The following is a 22751-nucleotide window of genomic DNA, read 5'->3' as shown; positions in this document are numbered from 1 at the left end:
AGCATGATAAAAAGAATAAAGCTACGCACACTGCTTGTAGGAGGATGCATAACCCTCCTTTTTGCTATTTTAATAACTAGAGTATTTATGATTCAAGTTGTAAAAGGAGATCTATGGCATGAACTAGCCGTTAAGAACTGGTCCAAACATGATGTCATTACCGCTACAAGAGGTACGATAACGGATCGGAAAGGCGACGCACTGGCGATTGATGCACCTGCTTACACGGTGACAGTGAATCCGAAAGTGATTCATGAGAATGGGATCGAGGAAGTAGTGGTAGCTGGATTACAGCGGATTCTTGGAAAAGATGAGAATGAGCTACGTAAATTGGTTACAGCAAAAGATGATGATGGAGTATTTCGGACCAACAGAGAGGTACGCACAGAAGGTTGGAAGATCGACCAGGCTAAGCGTGATGAGGTAGCTGCGTTAATAGCCGAAATAAAGGTTCAATTAAAGAATGATAAAAAGAAATCAGATGCAGGTATTGGATTGCTCAAAGAACAAAAGAGATATTATCCCAAAAATAGTATGGCAGCACATATTATTGGTTATGCAGATCGTGATGGTAATGCCATTACAGGGCTGGAGGCTTATTATAATGAAGAGCTTAAGGGAACGAATGGATCTATAAATTATAAAAGTGATGGACAATTAGACAAACTACCCAACGCAGATGAGGTCTATGTGCCGGCTATGAACGGGAAAAATATTCAACTAACCATTGATGATACGATACAGTATTATATTGAAGATGCCATGAAAGAGGCCGTTGAGAAATACAAACCGATCAGTATGACGGTGATCGCTGTAGATCCCAATACGATGGAGATTCTAGGTTTAGCCAATATGCCTACCTTTAATCCTAATTCATATTGGGAAACACCAGAACCGGAAAATTACTATAATCATGCAGTGAGGTCACTGTATGAACCGGGTTCTACATTTAAAATTGTGACCTTGGCAGGTGCCATTGAAGAGAAGTTAATTAAACCGACAGACACGTATGTATCAGGTCAGATCAGAGTGCAAGGTACTAAGACGATACTAGGTGATATCAATCGTGTAGGTTGGGGTACCATTAGTTACTTAGAAGGTGTCAAGCGTTCGAGTAACGTTGCATTTGTGAAAATGGGTCTTGAAATGCTAGGGAAAGAAAGGTTGCTTCAATATATTAATAACTTCGGTTTTGGACAAACAACAGGAATTGAGATGGCTGGTGAGGCTTCTTGGCCTATTGATCTACCCGGAAATGTTGAAGTTGCAACGGCATCTTATGGCTATGGGGTCTTAGTTACTCCGATTCAGCAAGTGACAGCTGTTGCTGCGATAGCCAATGGTGGGAAATTGATGCAACCGCATATCATTAAAGAAAAACATGATCCGAATACAGGCATAACTGTAGTGACACAACCAGAAGTCATTCGACAGGTCATTTCACCAGAGACGGCTAAAGAAACGGGTAGCTATCTAGAACAGGTAGTCGCGGATCAAGGGTATGGAACGGGTCGCCATGCTTATATCGAAGGTTATCGAGTAGCAGGAAAGACAGGAACGGCTGTTAAGAACATTAAAGATAAGAACGGCAAGAGCGCTTATGATAAGAATAAAGCGATTGTTTCTTTTGTGGGATATGCTCCTGTCAATGATCCCAAAATTGCTGTCATTGTCATCATGGATGAGCCCAATGATCCTAATGCGGGTGGGGGTGCAGTCGCGGCACCTGTATTTGCAAAAATAGTAAGTCAATCTCTTCAGTATATGAATGTTCCTAAAACACGATCTGCTGATACTGAGAAGGGCTCTAATAAAGGGGCAAGTAAGGATAGTAGCTCGCAAGTTATTAAATATACAACCCCGGAATTGACAGGGAAATCGATTGAATCTGCAAAGAGTGAATTACTTAATACAGGTATCGCTTACGAAACATTAGGAAAAGGTAATAAAGTGATGCGACAATATCCAGCGAAAGGTTCTATAATGAGCGGTGGGCAACGGATATACCTTCTAACTGAAGATAGCGAAACCATGGGAATACCTGATTTAAAAGGGGAGTCATTGAGAGACGCACTTCAGGTGCTGACGTTAATGAAATTGAAAGTTAACGTTGAAGGTGAAGGGTATGTGGTTGAGCAACAAGAAATACAAGATCAAGGGAATCGGATTGTCCAATTAACTTTGAATCCATATTATGAAGTCACTGATGAAAGTGTAAATGAAGACGTAAAAGAAGATGTGAAAGAAGAAGAGTAGGGAAGATAGCTTGTTCTAAGCCCTGGTAATCCTGAATATTCATGATAGGAATACAGATCATGAAATGAAGTAAGGATTACTAGGGAGGGTATGCGATGAAAGTTTCAAATGTGACGCTGAGACGGAGGCTACTGTGGAGCTTGCTGTTCTTTTGCGTTCTGTTCACAGCTCTAATAGGTAGGCTTGCATATGTACAGTTTGGACAAGGTAAGGAATTATCGGCTAAAGCAGAGGCTTTGTGGCGTAGAAATCTTCCGTTCACCGCCAAAAGAGGTGAGATTCTAGACCGCAATGGAATCGCATTGGCCTACAATATCAGTTCACCGACAGTATGGGCGATTCCCGTTCAGATTAAGGATCCCGAAACGACAGCGACGGCATTATCACCTCTGCTTGGCATGAGTCAAGAGGATATTATGAAGAAAATAACGAAAAAAAAATCAATGAACGAAAAATTACAACCCGGTGGACGTAAGATCACGATGGAGCTTGCTCAGAAAATCCGTGATTTGAAGCTGCCGGGTATCATTGTTGCAGAGGATAATAAAAGGTATTATCCTTATGGTGATTTAGCTGCTCATATTCTTGGGTTTACTGGAATTGATAATCAGGGGATAACAGGGATTGAGCAAAAGTATGATGATCGATTGAAAGGCTTGGATGGAAACGTATCTTATTTATCTGATGCGGCTGGAAGACTGATGCCAGGCTCTTCGGAAAAATATGCTGAACCGAAGGATGGCTTGAGTCTCGAACTGACCATCGATAAATCAATCCAGTCCATTATCGAACGTGAACTAGACCAAGCGATGGTTCAGTTTCAAGCTCGCGGTAGCTGGGCTATAGCGATGAATCCCAAAACGGGGGAGATCCTTGGTATGGCTAGTAGACCTGGTTTTGAACCAGCACAATATCAAGAGTATCCGTCTGAAGTATATAATCGAAACCTTCCTATTTGGATGACCTACGAGCCGGGATCGACCTTTAAAATTATTACTCTCGCAGCGGCATTGGAGGAGAAAAAGGTTGATTTGGAGCGTGACACTTTTTTTGATCCGGGTTATGTTAAAGTGGGAGGAGCTACTCTGAAATGCTGGAAAAGAGGCGGTCATGGTAGCGAAACTTTTCTCGAGGTTGTGGAGAACTCTTGTAATCCAGGGTTTGTGGCATTAGGTCAAAGGCTTGGTAAAGAATCTCTCTTTAAATATATAAAAGATTTCGGCTTTGGTGCCAAGACAGGTATTGATCTGAATGGGGAAGAGAATGGGATATTATTCAAACTGTCTCGAGTAGGTCCCGTGGAGTTAGCGACTACATCTTTCGGTCAAGGAGTCTCCGTTACACCGATCCAGCAAGTGGCGGCTGTTTCAGCTGCGATAAATGGAGGTAATTTATACAAACCATATATCTCAAAGGCATGGATTAATACGGAAACGAATACGATTGTGGAAGAGAATAAACCGGAACTGGTCAGACGGGTTATTTCGGAAGAGACCTCTCTTAAAGTCAGAGAGGCACTGGAAAGTGTCGTAGCTAAAGGAACAGGTCGACCCGCTTTTATCGATGGGTATCGAGTGGGTGGAAAGACCGGAACGGCACAAATTGTCGTCAATGGTCGTTATTCTGCTTCGGAGCATATTGTATCGTTTATCGGATTTGCACCAGCGGATGATCCGCAAATTGTCGTCTATGCGGCTGTTGATAATCCGAAGGGGATTCAATTCGGCGGTGTTGTAGCTGCCCCTATTGTGCAGAATATTCTAGAGGATGCACTCCACTACATGAAAGTACCAGAACGCCAAGATCAAATGACAAAGGAATATAAATATGGAGAGACCCCGATTGTTACTGTACCTGATCTTGTCGGTGCAACGGTTCAGGATTTATATGAGGAGCTCAATATGAATTTCAACCTCTCTAAATCAGGAAGTGGTACAACCGTTGTCAGTCAGGCTCCCAAGCCGGGCAGCAGAGTAGAACGAGGTTCAACCATTCGTATATATATGGGGAGTTCTGAATAGACGTCCTTGTTGACAACAATTGAAATAAGCGAGGGATTTAGAGATGAGACTTAATGAATTAGCTTCAACCTTAATGATCAAACGCATTATTGGAAATGGTGATATTACATTATCTGGTTTACAGACGGATTCTCAGAGAGTCATCGCAGGGGATTTATTTATCTGTTTGCCTGGTCATACGGTCGATGGACATGATTATGCTGTGGAAGCTATGACCAAAGGGGCTGTAGCACTTGTTGTAGAACGTCAATTGGATATTGACCTGCCACAGATTATCGTGAAAGACTGCCGTTATGCGATGGCTGTACTATCAGATTCATTCTTTGGATCACCTAGTAAACAAATGAAGGTCATTGGAATTACAGGAACGAATGGGAAAACAACGACGGCTTATCTTATCGAGAAAATTATGAATGATCATGGTGTGAAAACGGGGTTGATTGGTACCATTCAAATGCGTTATGGAGGTCGTTCCTTCCCTATGTCTGGAACAACACCAGAAGCTTTGGAATTACAGCGTTCTTTGCATGATATGGGAGTAAGCGGTACTCGTTGCTGTGTTATGGAAGTATCCTCCCATGCATTGGAACAAGGCCGGGTTAAGGGTACTGATTTCCGCACAGTTGTGTTTACGAATCTTACTCAGGATCATCTGGATTATCACAATACGATGGAGAAATATCGTGAAGCGAAAGGGTTACTCTTTTCTAGAATGGGGAACTCCTTCCAGAGTAGTCCAGATAAACGAAAGTTCGCTGTGCTGAATGCAGATGACTCTGCGTCTAGTTATTTCAAAAATATTACGTCTTCTGAAGTGGTGACATATGGTTTAGATGAAAGTGCGGATGTGCGGGCTACTCAGATCTCGATTAGCTCGCAGGGTACTGAATTCCATGTCGATACTTTCAAAGGAAGCGCGGATGTTAAGTTGAAAATGGTCGGTAAATTTAATGTCTATAACGCACTTGCTGCAATAACTGCTGCATTACTTGAAGGCATTGAACTCGAGGAAATAAGACGTAGTCTCGAATCGTTAGCAGGCGTAGATGGACGTGTGGAAGCGGTGGATGCGGGTCAGTCATTTGCTGTCATTGTTGATTATGCTCATACACCAGATGGACTTGAAAATGTCTTGAAGACTGTGAAAGAGTTCGCAGAAGGACGAGTTTTAACTGTCTTTGGTTGTGGTGGGGATCGGGATCGAGCGAAGCGTCCATTGATGGGGAAAATTGCAGCAAAGTATAGTGATGTTGTGTTTATAACTTCTGATAATCCCCGGACAGAAGAGCCTGAAGCTATATTAAAGGAAATTGAACAGGGCCTTATCGAAGATCAGATTTCCAATGATCGCTATCAATTGATCATAGATCGTCGTACAGCTATTCAAAAGGCTATTGATATGGCAAGCCCTGAAGATGTAGTATTGATTGCGGGGAAAGGTCATGAGACCTATCAAAAAATTGGACAGACGACTCTTGAGTTCGATGATCGGGTCGTCGCCAAGGAAGCGATAAGGGGTATACAATAGTGATTAATAAAACATTGGGTGAGATAGCTGTGATGTGCGGTGGAAACATTGTGCATGCTCAGGATCAAGAAAAGCTGATTCATGGCGTTACGACAGACTCTCGTCACATTGCGGAGGGAAGCTTATTCATCCCACTCGTAGGTGAACGGTACGATGGGCATGAATTTGTAGCTAGAGGGCTGGCGGAAGGGGCAGGCGCTACACTGTGGCAGCGGGATCGAGGTATATATCCTCTAGGTGCTGTTATTGAGGTAGATGATACGTTGGTAGCGTTACAGTTGCTTGCAAAATCATATTTGAAAGAAATAGGAAGCAAAGTAGTTGGTATTACAGGAAGTAATGGTAAGACGACAACGAAAGATATGGTAGCAGCGCTTCTTGAGACGACTTACAAGGTTCATAAGACAGAAGGAAACTTTAATAATCATATTGGTCTTCCACTTACCATTCTTGGAATGAGTGAAGATGTAGATATTGTGGTGCTCGAGATGGGGATGAGCGGACGCGATGAGATCAGAATTCTCTCTGCTATTGCACAACCTGATATTGCTGTCATCTCGAATATTGGGGAATCTCATCTCTTACAGTTGGGATCACGTGAGGGAATTGCTTCAGCTAAGTTAGAAATTGTGAGTGGGATGAAGCCGGGTGGATTACTTATTTATAACGGTGATGAGCCTCTAATTCCACAAGTATTGGCTGATTCAACTACACTAAAACCAGTTGATTTACAAACATTTACGTTTGGAATCGATTCAAATAATGATGATTATCCGACTGGAATGATGTTTCACGGTAAAGGTATTATTTTCACATCATATGCTCATAAAGAGCTTAGTCTAGATCTACCATTGCTTGGACGTCATAATGTACTTAATGCTTTAGCAGCACTGGCAGTTGCACGTCATTTCGATGTGAGTGAAGACAACATTAAAGAAGGGCTCTCTCATTTACAGTTGACTGGCATGCGTATTGAGCAAATCGTTACAGCTGGTGGCTTAACTGTGTTAAATGATGCATATAATGCAAGTCCTATGTCGGTGAAAGCAGCGATTGATGTGCTGCAAGGTATGAAGGGATATCGACGTAAAATTGCAGTACTCGGGGACATGCTGGAGCTTGGTGCGCAAGAGAACGAGTATCATGCGGAAATAGGACACTACGTTACTACTGACAAAGTGAATTTGCTGTATACATTCGGTCCATTGTCCTCATATACGGCTGAAGCAGCTAGCGAGAATCTTCCGAGATCTAACGTATTTACATTTACAGATAAAGCAGAACTGATTAAACATCTCAATGAGCAGATTCAACCTAAAGACATTGTTCTTGTGAAAGGTTCTCGCGGGATGAAGTTGGAAGAAGTAGTGAATGCTCTTATTGAGAAATACTAAAAGATCTGTCGAACCGAAGGGGTGAAACCATGGACATTCAATTATTACTACTAACGATCGGAGTATCCTTTATACTCGCGGTGATAGCCGCACCCATACTCATTCCTTTGCTTCGTCGTATGAAATTTGGACAGCAGGTCCGGCAAGATGGCCCTGAGAGCCATTTGGCCAAAGCAGGAACACCGACGATGGGTGGAATCGTAATATTATTGGCATTTACTTTGTCTTACTTGAAATTTTCTATTGTTAATACTGATTTTTACGTATTATTAGTGGCAACACTTGGATTTGGTTTAATAGGCTTTCTTGATGATTATGTTAAAATCGTCTTTAAACGATCGATGGGGTTAACAGCTCGTCAGAAATTATTAGGACAACTGCTGTTTTCAGGAATCATTTGTTTTTTGCTGTTCCAAAATGGTCACGATACGAGTATTAGCATTCCTGGTACATCATGGGGATGGGACTGGGGTGGATGGTTCTATTATCCATTTATCATTATCATGTTATTAGCGATTAGTAATGCTGTTAACTTTACGGATGGATTAGATGGACTGCTCTCAGGAGTTAGTGCTATTGCATTTGGTGCCTTTGCTTTAGTTGCCCTTCAGGCGACTTCGATGCCTGCAGCGTTCTGCGCAGCAGCAATGATTGGTGCTGTACTTGGCTTCTTGGTATTTAACACGCATCCGGCCAAAGTATTTATGGGGGATACGGGATCATTAGGTATTGGTGGGGCAATCGGTGCGATTGCAATCGTTACGAAGAGTGAGTTGCTATTCCTTATTATAGGAGGAGTATTTGTCATAGAGATGCTATCTGTGGTGCTGCAAGTCGCATCATTTAAGACGAGAGGTAAACGTATATTCAAAATGAGTCCTATTCATCATCACTTTGAACTCTCAGGATGGTCGGAATGGCGTGTTGTTATCACATTCTGGGTTGTAGGCGTCGTACTTGCAGTTCTCGGACTTTATATTAACAAGGGGTTGTAATCATGAATCATCCAGACACATATAGGGGTAAACAAGTCGTTGTTCTAGGTTTAGCAAAAAGTGGTGTGCAGGTTGCTAAAGTCCTCCATAAGATTGGAGCAATAGTAAAGGTGAATGATAGAAAAGAGAAAGAACAGTGTCCCGAGGCTTCTGAATTAGAGGCTTTGGGAATTTCTGTTATTTACGGAGGCCATCCGGATGATCTCATTCATTCTGACGTTGCACTAGTCGTGAAGAATCCTGGTATACCCTACTCTACTCCGCCTTTGCTTAAAGCAAAGGAACTAGGGATTGAAGTTGTGACGGAAGTAGAGGTTGCTTATCATTTATGTGAAGCACCTATAATTGGAATTACGGGTTCAAATGGGAAGACAACAACAACAACATGGGTTAGTGAGATCTTTAGCTCTGCGGGGTTATTTCCCATTGTAGCAGGGAATATCGGGACGCCTCTTTGTGAAGCTGTGCAAGAAGCTACCGACAATGATTGGATGGTTATTGAGTTAAGTAGCTTTCAATTGAAGGGAATAGAACAATTTCGACCGCGTATTGGTTGTCTACTTAATGTTACGGAGACACATTTGGATTATCATGGCGACATGGATGACTATATTTCTTCGAAGGCTAAGTTGTTTGTAAATCAAGGAGAAGGAGATACTGCGATCCTCAATTGGGATGACCCAACCTGTCGAGCACTAGTACCTCATATGAAAGGTAAGGTCATGCCCTTTTCTATGAATGAAGAGTTACTAGAAGGCGTATTTGTTAGTCCACCATTTCATGAGAATACGGAGGATTCACTGATGCGTTGGGTTGTATATCGTGATCATGAAGGAAGGCTTCACGAGATCATCCCTGTAGAGGATATTGGTATCAAGGGTCGTTTTAATATAGAGAATGCTCTTGCAGCGTGTGCTATTGCGATTGTCGCAGGTGTTTCGGTAGACCAACTTTCTGCACCACTCTCATCTTTTCGAGCCGTGGAGCATCGACTGGAATTCGTGGGTGAAGTAGCGGGAGCTTCGTATTATAACAATTCGAAAGCAACAAATTCAAAGGCTACTACGATGGCTCTTACATCGTTTAAGGAACCTATTATATTAATTGCTGGTGGATTGGATCGCGGGTCAGATTATATGGAATTACTTGCGGCTTTTCAAGAACGCGTAAAAGCTGTCATTTTACTCGGTGAAACTAAACATAAACTTGCCACAGTAGCTGAACTTGCTGGATTAAAGGTCATTTCTCTCGTCGATACTGTTGAAGATGCAGCAACAACATTGAACACAGCTGTGAGGCAAGCAGCTGCGTTAGCGCAGAAGGGAGATATTGTACTTCTATCTCCGGCATGTGCTAGCTGGGATATGTTTACCTCCTATGAAGAACGTGGACGCATGTTTAAAGAGGCGGTGCATAATCTTTAAGTAGGGGGGTGTGGATAAGCCCCTACTTTTTTAAGTAAGAGGTGGCTTCTCATGAATCAAACACGTCCAGCACCAGATCTATGGATCCTATTATGTATTCTCAGTCTCCTCACCATTGGGATAATAATGGTTTACAGCGCAGGCTCTGTCCTTGGTTTCCGTAACTATGGGGATTCCTTTTATTTCGTGAAACGCCAGCTTCTATTTGCAGTATTAGGCATTGCTACTATGTTCGTTACAGCAAATCTCGATTATCGAATATGGACTAAATATGCCAAAGCAGGTCTAGTGATCTGCTTTATTCTGCTAGTTATTGTGCTGATCCCTGGGATTGGAAATGTACGTGGAGGAGCGCGTAGCTGGTTAGGTATTAGTTCATTTGGTATTCAACCTTCAGAGTTTATGAAGCTTGGAATGATTTTATTTCTTGCGAAATGGTTGAGTCAGGATAATTTCAATATTACTTCTTTTAGTAAAGGGCTTCTGCCTCCACTCGGATTAATCGTTACGGCATTTGGGTTAATTATGATGCAACCTGACTTAGGTACAGGTAGTGTTATGTTCGGGGCTGCCATGATGATTGTATTCACGGCTGGTGCACGTATGAAGCATCTTGGGATGTTGGTTCTTGTTGGTATCGTAGGATTCACTGGCTTAATTCTAGCTGCGCCTTATCGTTTGAAGCGAATTACAGCTTTTCTTGATCCATGGTCAGATCCATTAGGCTCAGGATATCAGATTATTCAATCCCTTTATGCTATTGGTCCAGGCGGTCTTGGTGGATTAGGGCTTGGAATGAGTCGACAAAAGTACAGCTATGTGCCGGAACCACAAACTGATTTTATATTTTCTATATTGGCTGAGGAGCTTGGGTTTATTGGGGGAATGATTGTATTACTACTATTTCTGATCCTGATCTGGCGTGGAATGCGGATTGCGATGACGATTCCAGATAGCTTCGGAAGCTTGCTTGCTGTTGGGATTGTGGGCATGCTTGCGATCCAAGTTATTGTTAATATTGGTGTTGTTATCGGTTTGATGCCTGTAACAGGTATTACATTGCCATTGATCAGTTATGGTGGTTCGTCACTGACCCTGATGCTTACTGCTCTGGGCATTCTACTTAATTTATCACGATATGCGAGGTGAACATGATGAGAGTTGTTCTTTCCGGTGGTGGAACAGGTGGCCATATATACCCTGCTGTTGCGATTGCAAGACAGTGTGAAGAAGAGGAACCTGGGTCTGTATTTTTATATATTGGTGGGAATCGGGGGTTGGAGAGTAAGCTGATCCCTGAGGAGAATATTCCATTTGAATCGATCGATATTACCGGTTTTCGAAGGAAGCTATCTATAGACAATGTCAAAACGATCTTTCGTTTTTTAAAAGGTGTTCAGACGTCGAAAGTGCTACTAACGAAGTTCAAGCCAGATGTTGTAGTAGGTACGGGTGGATATGTATGCGGGCCTGTTGTTTATGCCGCAGCAAAACTACGTATTCCATGTATTATTCATGAGCAGAATGCTATTCCAGGGTTAACGAACTCATTCCTTAGTCGCTATGTAAATACAGTTGCGGTTAGCTTTGAGAACACCGAATCCCTTTTTTCAAAAGCCCACAATGTTATTTACACTGGAAACCCAAGAGCAACAACGGTACGTTCCGCCAATAGAAATCGAGGGTTCGCTTCTTTAGGCATACCGATGGATAGTTCTGTAGTTCTTATCGTCGGTGGAAGTCGGGGAGCGCGAGTTATCAATGAGACGATGATTCAAATGGCTCCACTATTAGAACCATTAAAGCACCTTCATTTTGTTTATGTCACTGGAGAGGATTATTTCGATCAGACGCGCGAACAAATTCGAAGTAAGCTTGGAAGTATGCCTAACCACTTACATGTGCTTCCTTATGTACATAACATGCCAGAGGTACTGGCGGCAACCTCACTTATTGTGAATCGAGCAGGGGCTTCCTTTTTGGCAGAAATTAATTCTCTAGGTATACCATCCATCCTTATTCCATCTCCCAATGTTACGAACAATCATCAGGAAGCTAATGCAAGAATGCTAGAGAAGGAAGGGGCCGCTCAAGTGATATTGGAAAAGGATTTGACGGCGGACCAGTTGTTTCAATCGATTGAAAGTATTATGGGGAGTTTGGATCTTCATAAAGAGATGTCTGACTCTTCTAGCAAGCTTGGAAAACCGGATTCAGCTCAACTCATGGTTGAGGAAATGCGACGTTTAACGGGAGTGCTTTAAATTCGTGATCAAAAGATGACTTTTTGAACAACCCCTTAAAAAGGGTGTGGTGATTGTCACACACCCATGTAAGCTTACATAAGATACCGTATAATCGTGACAATCGCCCAAGGACACGGCAACATCGTACCAGAACCTAACGTTTTCCTTATTTATTGAAAGATGACTTTGTATCATTTGAAGTGAAGGAGGAGTCTACATTGCAGCAATGGATATCGCTATTAACGAATACGAATGTCGGGGAAATTAATCTGAATGAACCCATGACAAGGCACACGACATGGAAAATCGGTGGACCTGCCGATGCCCTCATCGTTACTGACACTAGAGAACAGCTGCGAGAACTACTTACTTTACTTCATCGTCATCATATTCCATGGATACAGGTTGGACGTGGCTCCAATATACTTGTGTCGGATAAAGGTATCCGCGGAGTCGTCATCAAACTGGGTTCAGGATTGGAATATGCTAACTTTCAGGGGGAAACCGTGACCGCAGGTGGTGGTTGCTCATTAGTTAGGTTGAGCGTACTGGCAGGTAAACACGGGTTAACAGGTATGGAGTTCGCAGGGGGGATTCCTGGTTCTGTCGGTGGAGCCGTATACATGAACGCTGGAGCCCATGGGTCAGATGTGTCACGCATATTCAAGTCCGCTGAGATTGTACTGGAAACAGGAGAATTGGTGACATGTACTGCTGAGGAAATGCAATTCGCTTATCGCCACTCTGTTCTACATGAGAACAAGGGAATTGTAGTAAATGCTACATTCGGGCTTAGTTATGGAGAACGCAGAGAAATAGCGGCAGCATTAGCAACCTTTAAAGAACGTCGCCGCCGCACTCAGCCGCTACAATCGCCCTGTGCAGGAAGCGTGTTCCGTAATCCGCCTGGAGATTATGCAGCAAGGCTAATAGAAGCTGCGGGATTAAAGGGTTATCGTGTCGGTGGAGCAGAAGTTTCATTGCAGCATGCCAATTTTATTGTGAATACTGGTCAAGCGACAGCAGAGGACGTGCTCACCCTTATGCACGAAATTCAGGAGAAAATTTCTACTGAGTATGGGATCTCACTGATGCCAGAGGTGTTTATAGTGGGTGAGCGGTAAACTCGGAGGTGAAGCATTGGACAAATTGGTGATTGAGGGAGGCAAAACCTTATCAGGAAGCGTTCGTATCCATGGTGCGAAAAATGCAGCGCTACCAATTCTAGCTGCATGCATGCTAACTGATGGTGAAGTTCACTTGCATAATGTCCCTCGGCTATTGGATATTGAAGTCATGATGAACATCCTGAACAGGCTCGGGTGCCAAGCAAGGCATGAGCAAGAAATGATCATTGTGGATACGTCGTCCGCCAATTCGTTTCATGTACCGGAAGATTTAATGAAACAGATGCGTTCATCTATTTTTCTTATGGGGCCTTTACTTGGTCGATTTGGGGAAGTGACTATTTACCAGCCTGGGGGATGCGCGATCGGAGAAAGAAAGATTGATCTTCATCTACATGGATTAAGGGCATTGGGCGCAACTATTGAAGAGAAAGACCAACAGATTCTTTGTAGGGCGAGTAAATTGGTCGGAGCCGATATTCATTTAGATTTTCCAAGTGTAGGCGCAACGGAGAATATTATGATGGCAGCAGTTTTGGCTGAAGGGACAACTACGATTACAAATGCAGCTAGAGAACCTGAAATACAGGATCTTCAGAATTTCTTGAATCAAATGGGAGCGGGTATCATCGGAGCTGGAACCGACACCATCACGATTCAGGGGGTTAAGAAGCTCAATCCATGCACATATGAAATTATTCCAGATCGAATTGTAGCAGGTACCGTAATGATAGCGGCTGCAGCAACACGTGGTAATGTTACGTTAACCCATTGTAATCCTGCTCATCTCACGTCATTAATTCATGTCCTAAAGCGTGCTGGTATTCAAATTGGTGTATGCAATGATATAATGACGGTAAGTTGTATGGGTCGTCCTAGAGCAGTGGAGAGGATTGTTACATCACCATACCCATCATTTCCAACTGACCTACAATCCCAGGTGATGGTATTGTTAGCTTTGTCAGATGGATTTAGTATCATGAAGGAAACGGTCTTTGAAGGAAGATTTAAACATGTCGACGAGTTGACTGTGATGGGTGCAGATATTTCTATAGATCTCAATTGTGCATTTATACGTGGAGTCCAGAGATTGTACGGGGCTACGGTTGAAGCAACGGATTTGAGGGCAGGCGCAGCCTTAGTCATTGCGGGTTTGGCTGCACAAGGCAAGACAATTGTAGAGCAGGTGCACCACATTGACCGGGGATATGATCATATTGAAATATTGTTCCAGAAGCTTGGAGCTGATATTCAGCGACATACTCCGGTGCCCAAACAGTTAGATTTGGCGAACTAAGGTCCTACTTATCCCCTCTGGAATAGAGGGGATAAGAGGCATTTTATGGAGTGTTGATATGTCGAAAATGTCTATTCCCGCACTTAAACCTAATAAACCAAGAAAAATGAAAACCAGTCGCAAAATTATTCTTATTCTTTTGTTATTGTGTGTAGTCGTACTAGCTGTCCTTTTCTTCAGAGCACCAATTAGCAGAATTACAGAAATTAAATTTCATGGAAACATATTTGCTACCAACGAGCAGTTGATACAAGCAGGTGAATTTAACGTAGGGGATCAATTCTTCGGGGTATCTGCTTCGACTTTGAAACAACGATTGATGGGTGTAGATTCAGTTCAGGATGTAACGGTGCTAAAAAAGTTTCCCGGTAAGATTAGCATACAAGTTCAAGAGTATCCTACGGTAGCCTATGAGTTGGGAGACGAGGGAACTCTAATGGCTATTCTATCAAGTGGTACAATGGTATCTGTAGACAGCAGTGGTATAGCAGTGGAGAAGCCTATTTTGACGAAATGGGATCCATTGGATCCTTATAAAGTGAAGCTTAGTCAAGCTCTTGGAAAGATCCCAAATCAATTGATATCGGACATATCTGAGATCATACCGTCTCCCACAGTTTCTTTTCCGGATCGTATTAAACTGTACACTCGTTCTAAGTTTGAAGTGATTACAGCGGTCTCTCTACTCAAGGATAAAGTGGAATATCTTAATCAAGTGACAGAGACGGAGGAGCCAGGGCTTATTACAATGCTTGAGGCCGATTCTTATGTACCTTTTTCACTATTAGAAAGTGATTCTGAATATGGGGATGGGACTACTAATACCAAGTGAAAAATGCTACAATTAAACTTATGGACAGGTTTACCCTTTTTCTTTGGATCTTACATGATTGATTAGATACTTGCTGTAATCTAATATCTAAAAAAAATGTAGAAAAAAGAGGAAAAGATGAAGGTATGTTGAATATGTAGATAGTATCTTTACAAATGGTCTTATAATTTATAATGAACAGGAGGTGCCACGGTTGAGCAACAATGACATCATTGTTAGTTTGGACATCGGTACATCCAAAGTTCGTGCTATTATTGGGGAAGTAAATAATGGAACCTTTAATATTATTGGAGTTGGATCTGCCGACTCAGAGGGAATTCGCAAAGGTGCAATTGTAGATATTGACCAGACCGTACAATCTATCCGTAATGCAGTAGAACACGCGGAACGTATGGTTGGCATTCAAATATCTGAAGTATATGTCGGCATATCAGGGAACCATATTGGACTTCAATCAAGCCACGGGGTCGTGGCAGTATCGAACGAGGACCGAGAAATTGGTGAAGAAGACATTGAAAGAGTGCTAAAAGCCGCTGAAGTTGTTGCTTTACCTCCTGACCGGGAAATTATTGATGTCGTAGCAAAGCAATACGTTGTGGATGGTCTTGAAGGAATTCAAGATCCACGAGGTATGATTGGTGTACGTTTGGAAGTAGAGGCCATTATTATTACGGGTGCCAAAACAGCCATACATAATCTTTTGCGTTGTGTAGAGAAGTCCGGTCTAAAAGTGAAAGACTTGGTTTTAATGTCACTTGGTGCAGGTCAGATGGCTCTATCCAAAGACGAGAAGACTATGGGATCTGTACTTGTTGATATTGGTGCTGGAACAACAAGTATTTCTATTTTTGAAGGCGGAACAATGGTAGCCACTTCTACGTTACCTATCGGTGGAGAGTATGTTACCAATGATATTGCCTATGGATTACGTACATTAACCGATCAAGCTGAAAAGGTTAAGCTGAAATACGGATGTGCACTAGTTGATGCTGCTGCTCCAGATGTTATTTTCAAAGTAACTAGAATTGGAAGCAACGTTGAAAAGGAATTTAGTCAACTAGACTTGGCTGCCATTGTGGAGCCACGGATTCAAGAAATATTCTATCTCCTTCATCAAGAAGTGAAGCGTTTGGGTTACACGGAACTACCTGGAGGGTATATACTAACGGGAGGGACAGTTTCGATGCCTGGTGTTCTACAGGTAGCACAAGCTGAACTTTCTGCTTCTGTGCGGATTGCCGTTCCAGATTATATCGGGGTTAGAGACCCAGGTTTTACTAGCGGTGTGGGGATCATTCATAATGTTCTACGTAACTATCGTGTCCGTAATAATACTACGGTGAACAATAAGAAGCAACCCAATCGTAATAATAAAGTGAATCCTGCAACTAATCAAGGAAAGCCCCAAAAACCGGGGATGATGGAGCGTTTGAAAAACATGTTCAGTGAATTTATATAAGGTGTTCATATAACTGTGGACGAGCCATCCATGCACAATGAGGGGGAGATGGAATAGTATGTTGGAATTTGATTTTGAAATGGAGAGCTTAGCTCAAATTAAAGTGATTGGTGTCGGTGGTGGTGGTAGTAATGCTGTTAACCGAATGATTGAGAACGGTGTGCAAGGTGTAGAATTTATCACTGTTAATACAGATGCTCAAGCACTGCATATGGCTAAATCAGAGCATAAGCTACAGATTGGTGATAAGTTGACAAGAGGTCTTGGCGCGGGTGCCAATCCTGAAGTTGGTAAGAAAGCAGCTGAAGAATCCCGAGATTTGATCTCGAATACACTGAAGGGCGCTGACATGGTGTTTGTCACTGCAGGAATGGGTGGCGGAACGGGTACTGGCGCAGCTCCAGTTATTGCTGAGATTGCTAGAGAATGTGGAGCACTGACAGTAGGGGTTGTTACACGACCTTTTACTTTTGAAGGTAGGAAACGATTCTCACAAGCTGAGCTAGGAATTGAAGCACTGAAAGAAAAAGTAGATACGTTGATTGTTATCCCTAATGATCGGCTATTGGAAATCGTAGATAAAAAGACACCGATGCTAGAAGCGTTTAGAGAGGCAGATAATGTTCTTCGCCAAGCTGTACAAGGGATATCGGATCTTATTGCTGTACCTGGTCTGATCAATCTTGACTTTGCAGACGTGAAGACCATTATGACAGAACGTGGATCAGCATTAATGGGTATTGGTATAGCTAGTGGCGAGAATCGTGCAGCTGAGGCAGCACGTAAGGCTATTATGAGCCCGTTGCTGGAAACTTCTATCGAGGGAGCTCGTGGTGTCATTATGAACATCACTGGGGGTTCAAATCTATCTCTTTATGAAGTGAACGAGGCAGCAGAGATCGTTACTTCTGCATCAGATCCAGATGTGAACATGATATTTGGTGCAATTATTGATGAAGATTTGAAAGACGATATCAAAGTTACTGTGATTGCTACTGGATTTGAGCATAAACAAGTTCTTCCACACTCTCAAATTCGCAAAGTAGGAACACCAGAGAATGAAACTGTTGAGAAAAGTAACAGTAACAACAACAATAACTTGCGTCCATTTGGTAATCAGGCAACTAGTGATCAATTGGATATACCTACATTTTTACGGAATCGTTCACGTCCGAATAACGATTAACTTACACACAGGCTACAATAGAATATGGAAAGTCCGATTTTCTTAAAATATAAGAAAGTATAAGTTTCACTTGATACTCTATTTCTTATATTTAGGCAGAGACGGATACAGTCCTTGAAAAAGGACCGTATAGCCGTTTCTGCTTGTTTAAGAAATCGGGCTTTTTTTGTTTTTTTATGTTGTATTTCGACAAAAATAAAGCCTAAATCACTACCAAGATTAGACAGACTTTGGAAAGAGACTTTTCTATACTAATCTTATCTCCCAAAAAAGAGTAGCTTTAGAAACAGCAGACTTCCTTCCTCTTAGATTACGAGTTCAAAAAGTCAGCTTTTCAGCACTAAAGTGTATGCTTACGATGTTGCGTTTCTTCGAAATGCTTCAGAAGATTGGTAGTAGCAAGGGAATGAGGAGCGGAGCTACACGTTTTCGTAGAAAACGACTTCAGAAGCATATGCTGGCAGTCCCTACGTGAGCAAAAGATGACTTTTTGAACAACCTCTGAGATTAAACGTTCAGGCAGGTGAGGGTAATTGGTTGTCTATATCGATCTTATATTTATCGTGAATCTACTTATTGATGCAACTGTTTTGTGGTTGACGGGTTGGATGCGGAAGCTGAAAGTACCTTGGTGGCGAATCATTCTATCGGCCTTATTAGGTGCTCTATATGTCATCATGATGTTCGTACCAGAACTTACGTTCATGTATACCTTTCTCATAAAGTTCGGACTTTCCTTGATGATGCTGTGGATTGCCTTCGGTTTTGGAAGTCTACAACAATATTTAAGGAATATAGGATCTTTTTATATGATTAATTTTGCTGCAGCTGGTGGAATTATTGGGGTTCATTATCTGCTACAAAACACAGGGGATATTTGGGACGGAATATGGTTTACAACATCGGGAGGGCTTGCCTTCGAATGGAAGATTGGCTTTTGGTTTACTATTATTATGTTTTTCATCGTTATTTACTGGTTTAAAATTGTCCAATCTTCAAAGCGAAAGTTCGATAGTAGACAAGTGTATTTAGCGGAAGTGAGGGTAGTCATCGCTGGTCAACAAGTGAGTTGTACAGGGCTTCTAGACACGGGTAATCAGTTGTGTGATCCTTTAACACGAGTACCTGTTATGGTAATGGAGGCATCTTTGTGGGAAGATCATCTGCCTGAATCATGGAAAGGTAAGCTTGCTGATGGAGAAGCGGACAAACTGATTATGGAGCTCGGGCATGAATCTAACTATATCTGGCAAGACCGTCTGAGGTTAGTTCCATATCGTGGAGTGAACCGTGGTGCAGCGTTCATGTTAGCATTAAAACCGGATTTAGTTGAAGTTAGTATGAATGGGATAGTAAGCAACACCTCAAGAGTGTTGATTGGGCTTGATGGGGGGACTCTTTCTTCTGAAAGAGCATATAGGGCCATTATTCATCCAGATCTTATTCAGGAAGAGAACAAAGCTACGAATCAAGCAGTTGTTCCAAATCATATCCCGCCTGCTATCTAATTTTACTAGGGAGATGAATGAAGGACTTTAGGCCTGTTCTTGCGAAAAAGATACCCTTCCAAAGGCTCAGTCTGTGCTTATGAAGAAAGTTTTCTTACAGAAAACTCAGTTAATGCTTACGAAGAAAGTTTTCTTACAGAAAACTCAGTATACGCTTACGAAGAAAGTTTTCTTACAGAAAACTCTTAGGAGGAAAGAAATGATATTAACAAAGTGGAAATTGGTTGCACAACTTCAATATTATCGCGTTCTTTTTTTATTTGGACTAAAGAGTGGGGAGATATATTACATAGGTGGTAGCGAGGCTCTTCCTCCACCTTTAACGCGTGACGAAGAGGAATATTTACTGCAAAGGCTATCCACAGGTGATGCTGCAATTCGGGCAATGCTAATTGAACGCAATTTGAGATTGGTCGTGTACATTGCTCGCAAATTCGAGAATACAGGCATTAATATTGAGGATTTGGTATCCATTGGAGCGATCGGTCTGATTAAGGCTGTGAATACGTTTGATCCTGAGAAAAAAATAAAACTTGCCACATATGCCTCACGTTGTATTGAGAATGAGATACTAATGTATTTACGGCGAAACAATAAAATACGAAGTGAAGTTTCTTTTGATGAACCGTTGAATATTGATTGGGATGGTAATGAATTATTGTTGTCAGATGTAATGGGTACGGACAATGATATTATCTATCGTAATATTGAGGAGCAAGTGGATCGTAAATTATTGCATAAAGCACTCGAGAAATTGACCGAAAGGGAACGAACCATTATGGAACTTCGATTCGGGTTACAGGATGGTGAAGAAAAGACACAAAAGGATGTAGCGGATATGTTAGGAATTTCTCAGTCCTATATCTCACGATTAGAGAAGAGAATTATTAAAAGATTACGTAAGGAATTTAATAAGATGGTGTAGTTCATTTATAGTTCGTTGTCGAATAAGGTTCTCGGTAACCTTCGTGATCAAAAGATGACTTTTTGAACTGCCTCTTATAAATTAGGAATAAAATGAGCCTCTCGGGAGATAATGTAGAGTAATGTTTCTCCTTGGGAGGTAAATCATCATGACCCGAAACAAAGTTGAAATTTGTGGGGTAGATACAGCGAAGCTTCCAGTTCTAACCAATGTGGAAATGCGGGAGTTGTTTCATGCCTTACAACAAAATAATGAACGTTCAGCTAGGGAAAAGTTGGTCAATGGAAATTTGAGATTAGTACTGAGTGTTATTCAAAGGTTTAATAATCGGGGGGAATTCGTCGACGATTTATTTCAAGTAGGCTGTATTGGACTAATGAAAGCTATTGATAATTTCGATTTGTCGCAAAATGTAAAATTCTCAACGTATGCGGTACCCATGATTATTGGGGAGATTCGACGGTATTTGCGGGATAATAATCCAATAAGAGTATCACGATCATTACGTGATATAGCATATAAGGCACTTCAAGCCCGCGATTCCTTAACGAATCAGAATTGTAGAGAACCTACGATATTTGAAATATCTGTTGCACTCAACGTACCTAAGGAAGATATAGTATTCGCATTGGATGCGATTCAGGATCCTGTTTCGTTGTTCGAACCGATTTATCACGACGGTGGTGATCCGATATATGTGATGGATCAGATTAGTGATGATAAGAACAAAGATGTTTCTTGGATTGAGGAAATTGCCTTGAGAGAAGCTATGCATAGATTAGGGCAACGAGAAAAGATGATCCTCTCGATGCGTTTCTTTGAGGGGAAAACGCAGATGGAGGTTGCAGATGAGATTGGTATTTCTCAAGCACAGGTATCTCGGTTAGAGAAATCGGCTATTCAGCAAATGCAGAAACATGTGAAATCTTAAAGTTGGATGTAATTGACGTAATTATTGTGAGGATATAAGAATACGTAGAGCGGTCCTAAGGGATCGCTTTTTATTTTATTTAGAAAGCATGGATGCTATCTCTAGGGTTTAAATCTCGATTGAAATTTAAACATAGTACAGATGAGTTGGGATTTCATGAGTTTCTACAGATTCCTTAGAGGATGTGAATGCGTTCGAGGAACCGATGCGAGTAGCTCCAAAATATTAAGACATCGCAATGAGTCCATAGAACGTAGATATTAGAACAAGCTAGCATTCCACTTTTGAGGGGTGTCAGCTTGTTTTGTCTGCAGTTGCAAGTGATTGTAGGTTATAGAGACCCAGTCTTCACATATATTAACCATATGTCTCTTTTCGTTAGGTATGAAGTTACGATTCCAGAAAAAGATATGGTGGGATGAAAAATGAAGATCTCCGATTTTCAAACGAAGGATGTTATTAACATTATTGATGGCAAACGATTGGGTCAGATCAGTGATTTGGAACTTGACCTCCGTCAGGGACGAATTGAGGCGATCGTTGTGCCAAGTTACAGTAGGTTTATGGGGCTCTTTGGTGGTCGCAGTGATCTTATTATTCCTTGGCATCAAATTGTGAAAATAGGATCAGATGTCGTATTAGTGAAAATGGATGAAATTAAGGTTATGAAAGAAGAGAAAGACACTGAGCGAATAGAACGCAATGATCGACGCTCTTACTAAGTAGGCTCTTTTGAAAAAAAATATGTTACACTAGAACAGAGGTGAGGCGTATGGAACCGTTTGTATTGAAAAGTCCTAGAGAGGATGACCCTGCGTTGTTTATGTTGGAGTCGTGGAATACGTCCCAAACAATTACTGCTGGATTTACTGGACGACAAGGAGGAGCAAGTCAGGCTCCATACAATAGTCTGAATTGTGCTTTTCATGTTTCTGATGATTCGACAGATGTGATAAATAATAGGCTTACTATGGTTGAATCGCTTGGCTATTCATTGGATGCATGGACTTGTGGTGAACAGGTTCATAGTAATCATATAGAGACAGTTTACGAAAGTGATATGGGCCGCGGGAACAGGGATAGATCGTCTGCATTTCAAAATACAGATGGTTTACTAACAGATGTTCCCGGCTTACTGCTGACTTCTTTTTACGCAGATTGCGTGCCCCTTTATTTCTATGATCATACTAAACAGGTCGTTGGGCTCGCCCATGCAGGTTGGAAGGGAACCGTGTCGGGGATAGCATCAAACATGGTGGATAGGATGAAACAAGAATATGGGAGTGACATTGCTGATATTAGAGCCGCCATTGGACCATCCATTGGTTCTTGTTGTTATGAGGTAGATGACAAGGTAATGTCTCAGGTGTATGAATTAGAAAGGGGAAGTAAGGATAGTAATCTTTATTCCCCCTCTTGGTACCAGAATAAAGATTCTGGAAAAAGTATGTTAAACTTGAAAGAAATGAATCGACACATTATGATGGAAGCAGGAATATTGCCGACTCATATCGAATGTACAACATGGTGTACAAGCTGTCGTAATGATTTATTCTTCTCTTATCGCAAAGATGGAGGAGTTACAGGACGCATGGCGAGCTGGATTGGCATAAAGTGAGGTG

18 protein-coding genes are annotated in these 22751 nt (G+C 41.8%); all 18 read left to right on the top strand.

What is annotated here, in order from left to right:
* The first annotated feature begins 3 nt into the window (after nt 1-3).
* The 18 genes from ACP8HI_RS13900 to pgeF all read left to right on the top strand — a co-directional run bounded on the left by ACP8HI_RS13900 (nt 4) and on the right by pgeF (nt 22747).
* Nucleotides 4-2256: a penicillin-binding transpeptidase domain-containing protein gene (locus tag ACP8HI_RS13900; RefSeq protein WP_438351625.1), complete on the top strand. Its 2253-nt coding sequence runs from the start codon at nt 4-6 to the stop codon at nt 2254-2256.
* Between the two features lie 95 nt (nt 2257-2351).
* Nucleotides 2352-4277 (top strand): stage V sporulation protein D, encoded by a 1926-nt coding sequence (locus ACP8HI_RS13895; protein WP_438351624.1) that lies wholly within the window; start codon nt 2352-2354, stop codon nt 4275-4277.
* 43 nt (nt 4278-4320) lie between these two features.
* On the top strand, nt 4321-5805 hold the full coding sequence (locus ACP8HI_RS13890) for a UDP-N-acetylmuramoyl-L-alanyl-D-glutamate--2,6-diaminopimelate ligase (RefSeq protein ID WP_438351623.1): 1485 nt from the start codon (nt 4321-4323) through the stop codon (nt 5803-5805).
* Nucleotides 5805-7199 carry a UDP-N-acetylmuramoyl-tripeptide--D-alanyl-D-alanine ligase gene (locus ACP8HI_RS13885; protein WP_438351622.1) on the top strand — a complete coding sequence of 465 codons (1395 nt, stop codon included), beginning with the start codon at nt 5805-5807 and terminating at the stop codon, nt 7197-7199. Before ACP8HI_RS13890 ends, ACP8HI_RS13885 begins: the two co-directional genes overlap by 1 nt.
* Before the next feature lie 29 nt (nt 7200-7228).
* Nucleotides 7229-8194, top strand: coding sequence for a phospho-N-acetylmuramoyl-pentapeptide-transferase (gene mraY, locus ACP8HI_RS13880; RefSeq protein WP_438351621.1), 966 nt, complete (start codon nt 7229-7231; stop codon nt 8192-8194).
* Between the two features lie 2 nt (nt 8195-8196).
* Complete coding sequence (murD, locus tag ACP8HI_RS13875) at nt 8197-9618, top strand: UDP-N-acetylmuramoyl-L-alanine--D-glutamate ligase (protein ID WP_438351620.1); 1422 nt, start codon at nt 8197-8199, stop codon at nt 9616-9618.
* A gap of 51 nt (nt 9619-9669) precedes the next feature.
* A complete protein-coding gene (gene spoVE, locus ACP8HI_RS13870) occupies nt 9670-10767 on the top strand; it encodes a stage V sporulation protein E (RefSeq protein WP_438351619.1) in 1098 nt (365 codons plus the stop codon).
* Between the two features lie 5 nt (nt 10768-10772).
* Nucleotides 10773-11882: an undecaprenyldiphospho-muramoylpentapeptide beta-N-acetylglucosaminyltransferase gene (murG, locus tag ACP8HI_RS13865; protein WP_438351832.1), complete on the top strand. Its 1110-nt coding sequence runs from the start codon at nt 10773-10775 to the stop codon at nt 11880-11882.
* A 200-nt stretch (nt 11883-12082) separates the two neighbouring features.
* Nucleotides 12083-12988 carry a UDP-N-acetylmuramate dehydrogenase gene (gene murB, locus ACP8HI_RS13860; RefSeq protein ID WP_438351618.1) on the top strand — a complete coding sequence of 302 codons (906 nt, stop codon included), beginning with the start codon at nt 12083-12085 and terminating at the stop codon, nt 12986-12988.
* Nucleotides 12978-14288 carry a UDP-N-acetylglucosamine 1-carboxyvinyltransferase gene (murA, locus tag ACP8HI_RS13855; protein ID WP_438351617.1) on the top strand — a complete coding sequence of 437 codons (1311 nt, stop codon included), beginning with the start codon at nt 12978-12980 and terminating at the stop codon, nt 14286-14288. Before murB ends, murA begins: the two co-directional genes overlap by 11 nt.
* A gap of 58 nt (nt 14289-14346) precedes the next feature.
* Nucleotides 14347-15120, top strand: a complete 774-nt coding sequence (locus ACP8HI_RS13850) for a cell division protein FtsQ/DivIB (RefSeq protein WP_438351616.1) — start codon at nt 14347-14349, stop codon at nt 15118-15120.
* A 193-nt stretch (nt 15121-15313) separates the two neighbouring features.
* Complete coding sequence (gene ftsA / locus ACP8HI_RS13845) at nt 15314-16579, top strand: cell division protein FtsA (protein ID WP_438351615.1); 1266 nt, start codon at nt 15314-15316, stop codon at nt 16577-16579.
* Nucleotides 16580-16637: 58 nt separating this feature from the next.
* Nucleotides 16638-17765: a cell division protein FtsZ gene (gene ftsZ, locus ACP8HI_RS13840; RefSeq protein ID WP_438351614.1), complete on the top strand. Its 1128-nt coding sequence runs from the start codon at nt 16638-16640 to the stop codon at nt 17763-17765.
* A gap of 533 nt (nt 17766-18298) precedes the next feature.
* Nucleotides 18299-19273 carry a sigma-E processing peptidase SpoIIGA gene (gene spoIIGA / locus ACP8HI_RS13835; protein WP_438351613.1) on the top strand — a complete coding sequence of 325 codons (975 nt, stop codon included), beginning with the start codon at nt 18299-18301 and terminating at the stop codon, nt 19271-19273.
* A gap of 199 nt (nt 19274-19472) precedes the next feature.
* Entirely contained in the window at nt 19473-20198 is a 726-nt protein-coding gene (gene sigE / locus ACP8HI_RS13830) for an RNA polymerase sporulation sigma factor SigE (protein ID WP_438351612.1), read from the top strand.
* A 148-nt stretch (nt 20199-20346) separates the two neighbouring features.
* Nucleotides 20347-21129 (top strand): RNA polymerase sporulation sigma factor SigG, encoded by a 783-nt coding sequence (sigG, locus tag ACP8HI_RS13825; protein ID WP_438351611.1) that lies wholly within the window; start codon nt 20347-20349, stop codon nt 21127-21129.
* Between the two features lie 425 nt (nt 21130-21554).
* Nucleotides 21555-21851 carry a YlmC/YmxH family sporulation protein gene (locus tag ACP8HI_RS13820; RefSeq protein ID WP_438351610.1) on the top strand — a complete coding sequence of 99 codons (297 nt, stop codon included), beginning with the start codon at nt 21555-21557 and terminating at the stop codon, nt 21849-21851.
* A gap of 50 nt (nt 21852-21901) precedes the next feature.
* Nucleotides 21902-22747 (top strand): peptidoglycan editing factor PgeF, encoded by an 846-nt coding sequence (gene pgeF / locus ACP8HI_RS13815; RefSeq protein WP_438351609.1) that lies wholly within the window; start codon nt 21902-21904, stop codon nt 22745-22747.
* Nucleotides 22748-22751 lie beyond the last annotated feature (4 nt).

The organism is Paenibacillus sp. FA6 (assembly GCF_051550225.1).
GTDB lineage: Bacteria > Bacillota > Bacilli > Paenibacillales > Paenibacillaceae > Paenibacillus_AQ.
This window is presented reverse-complemented; position numbering and strand designations above follow the sequence as displayed.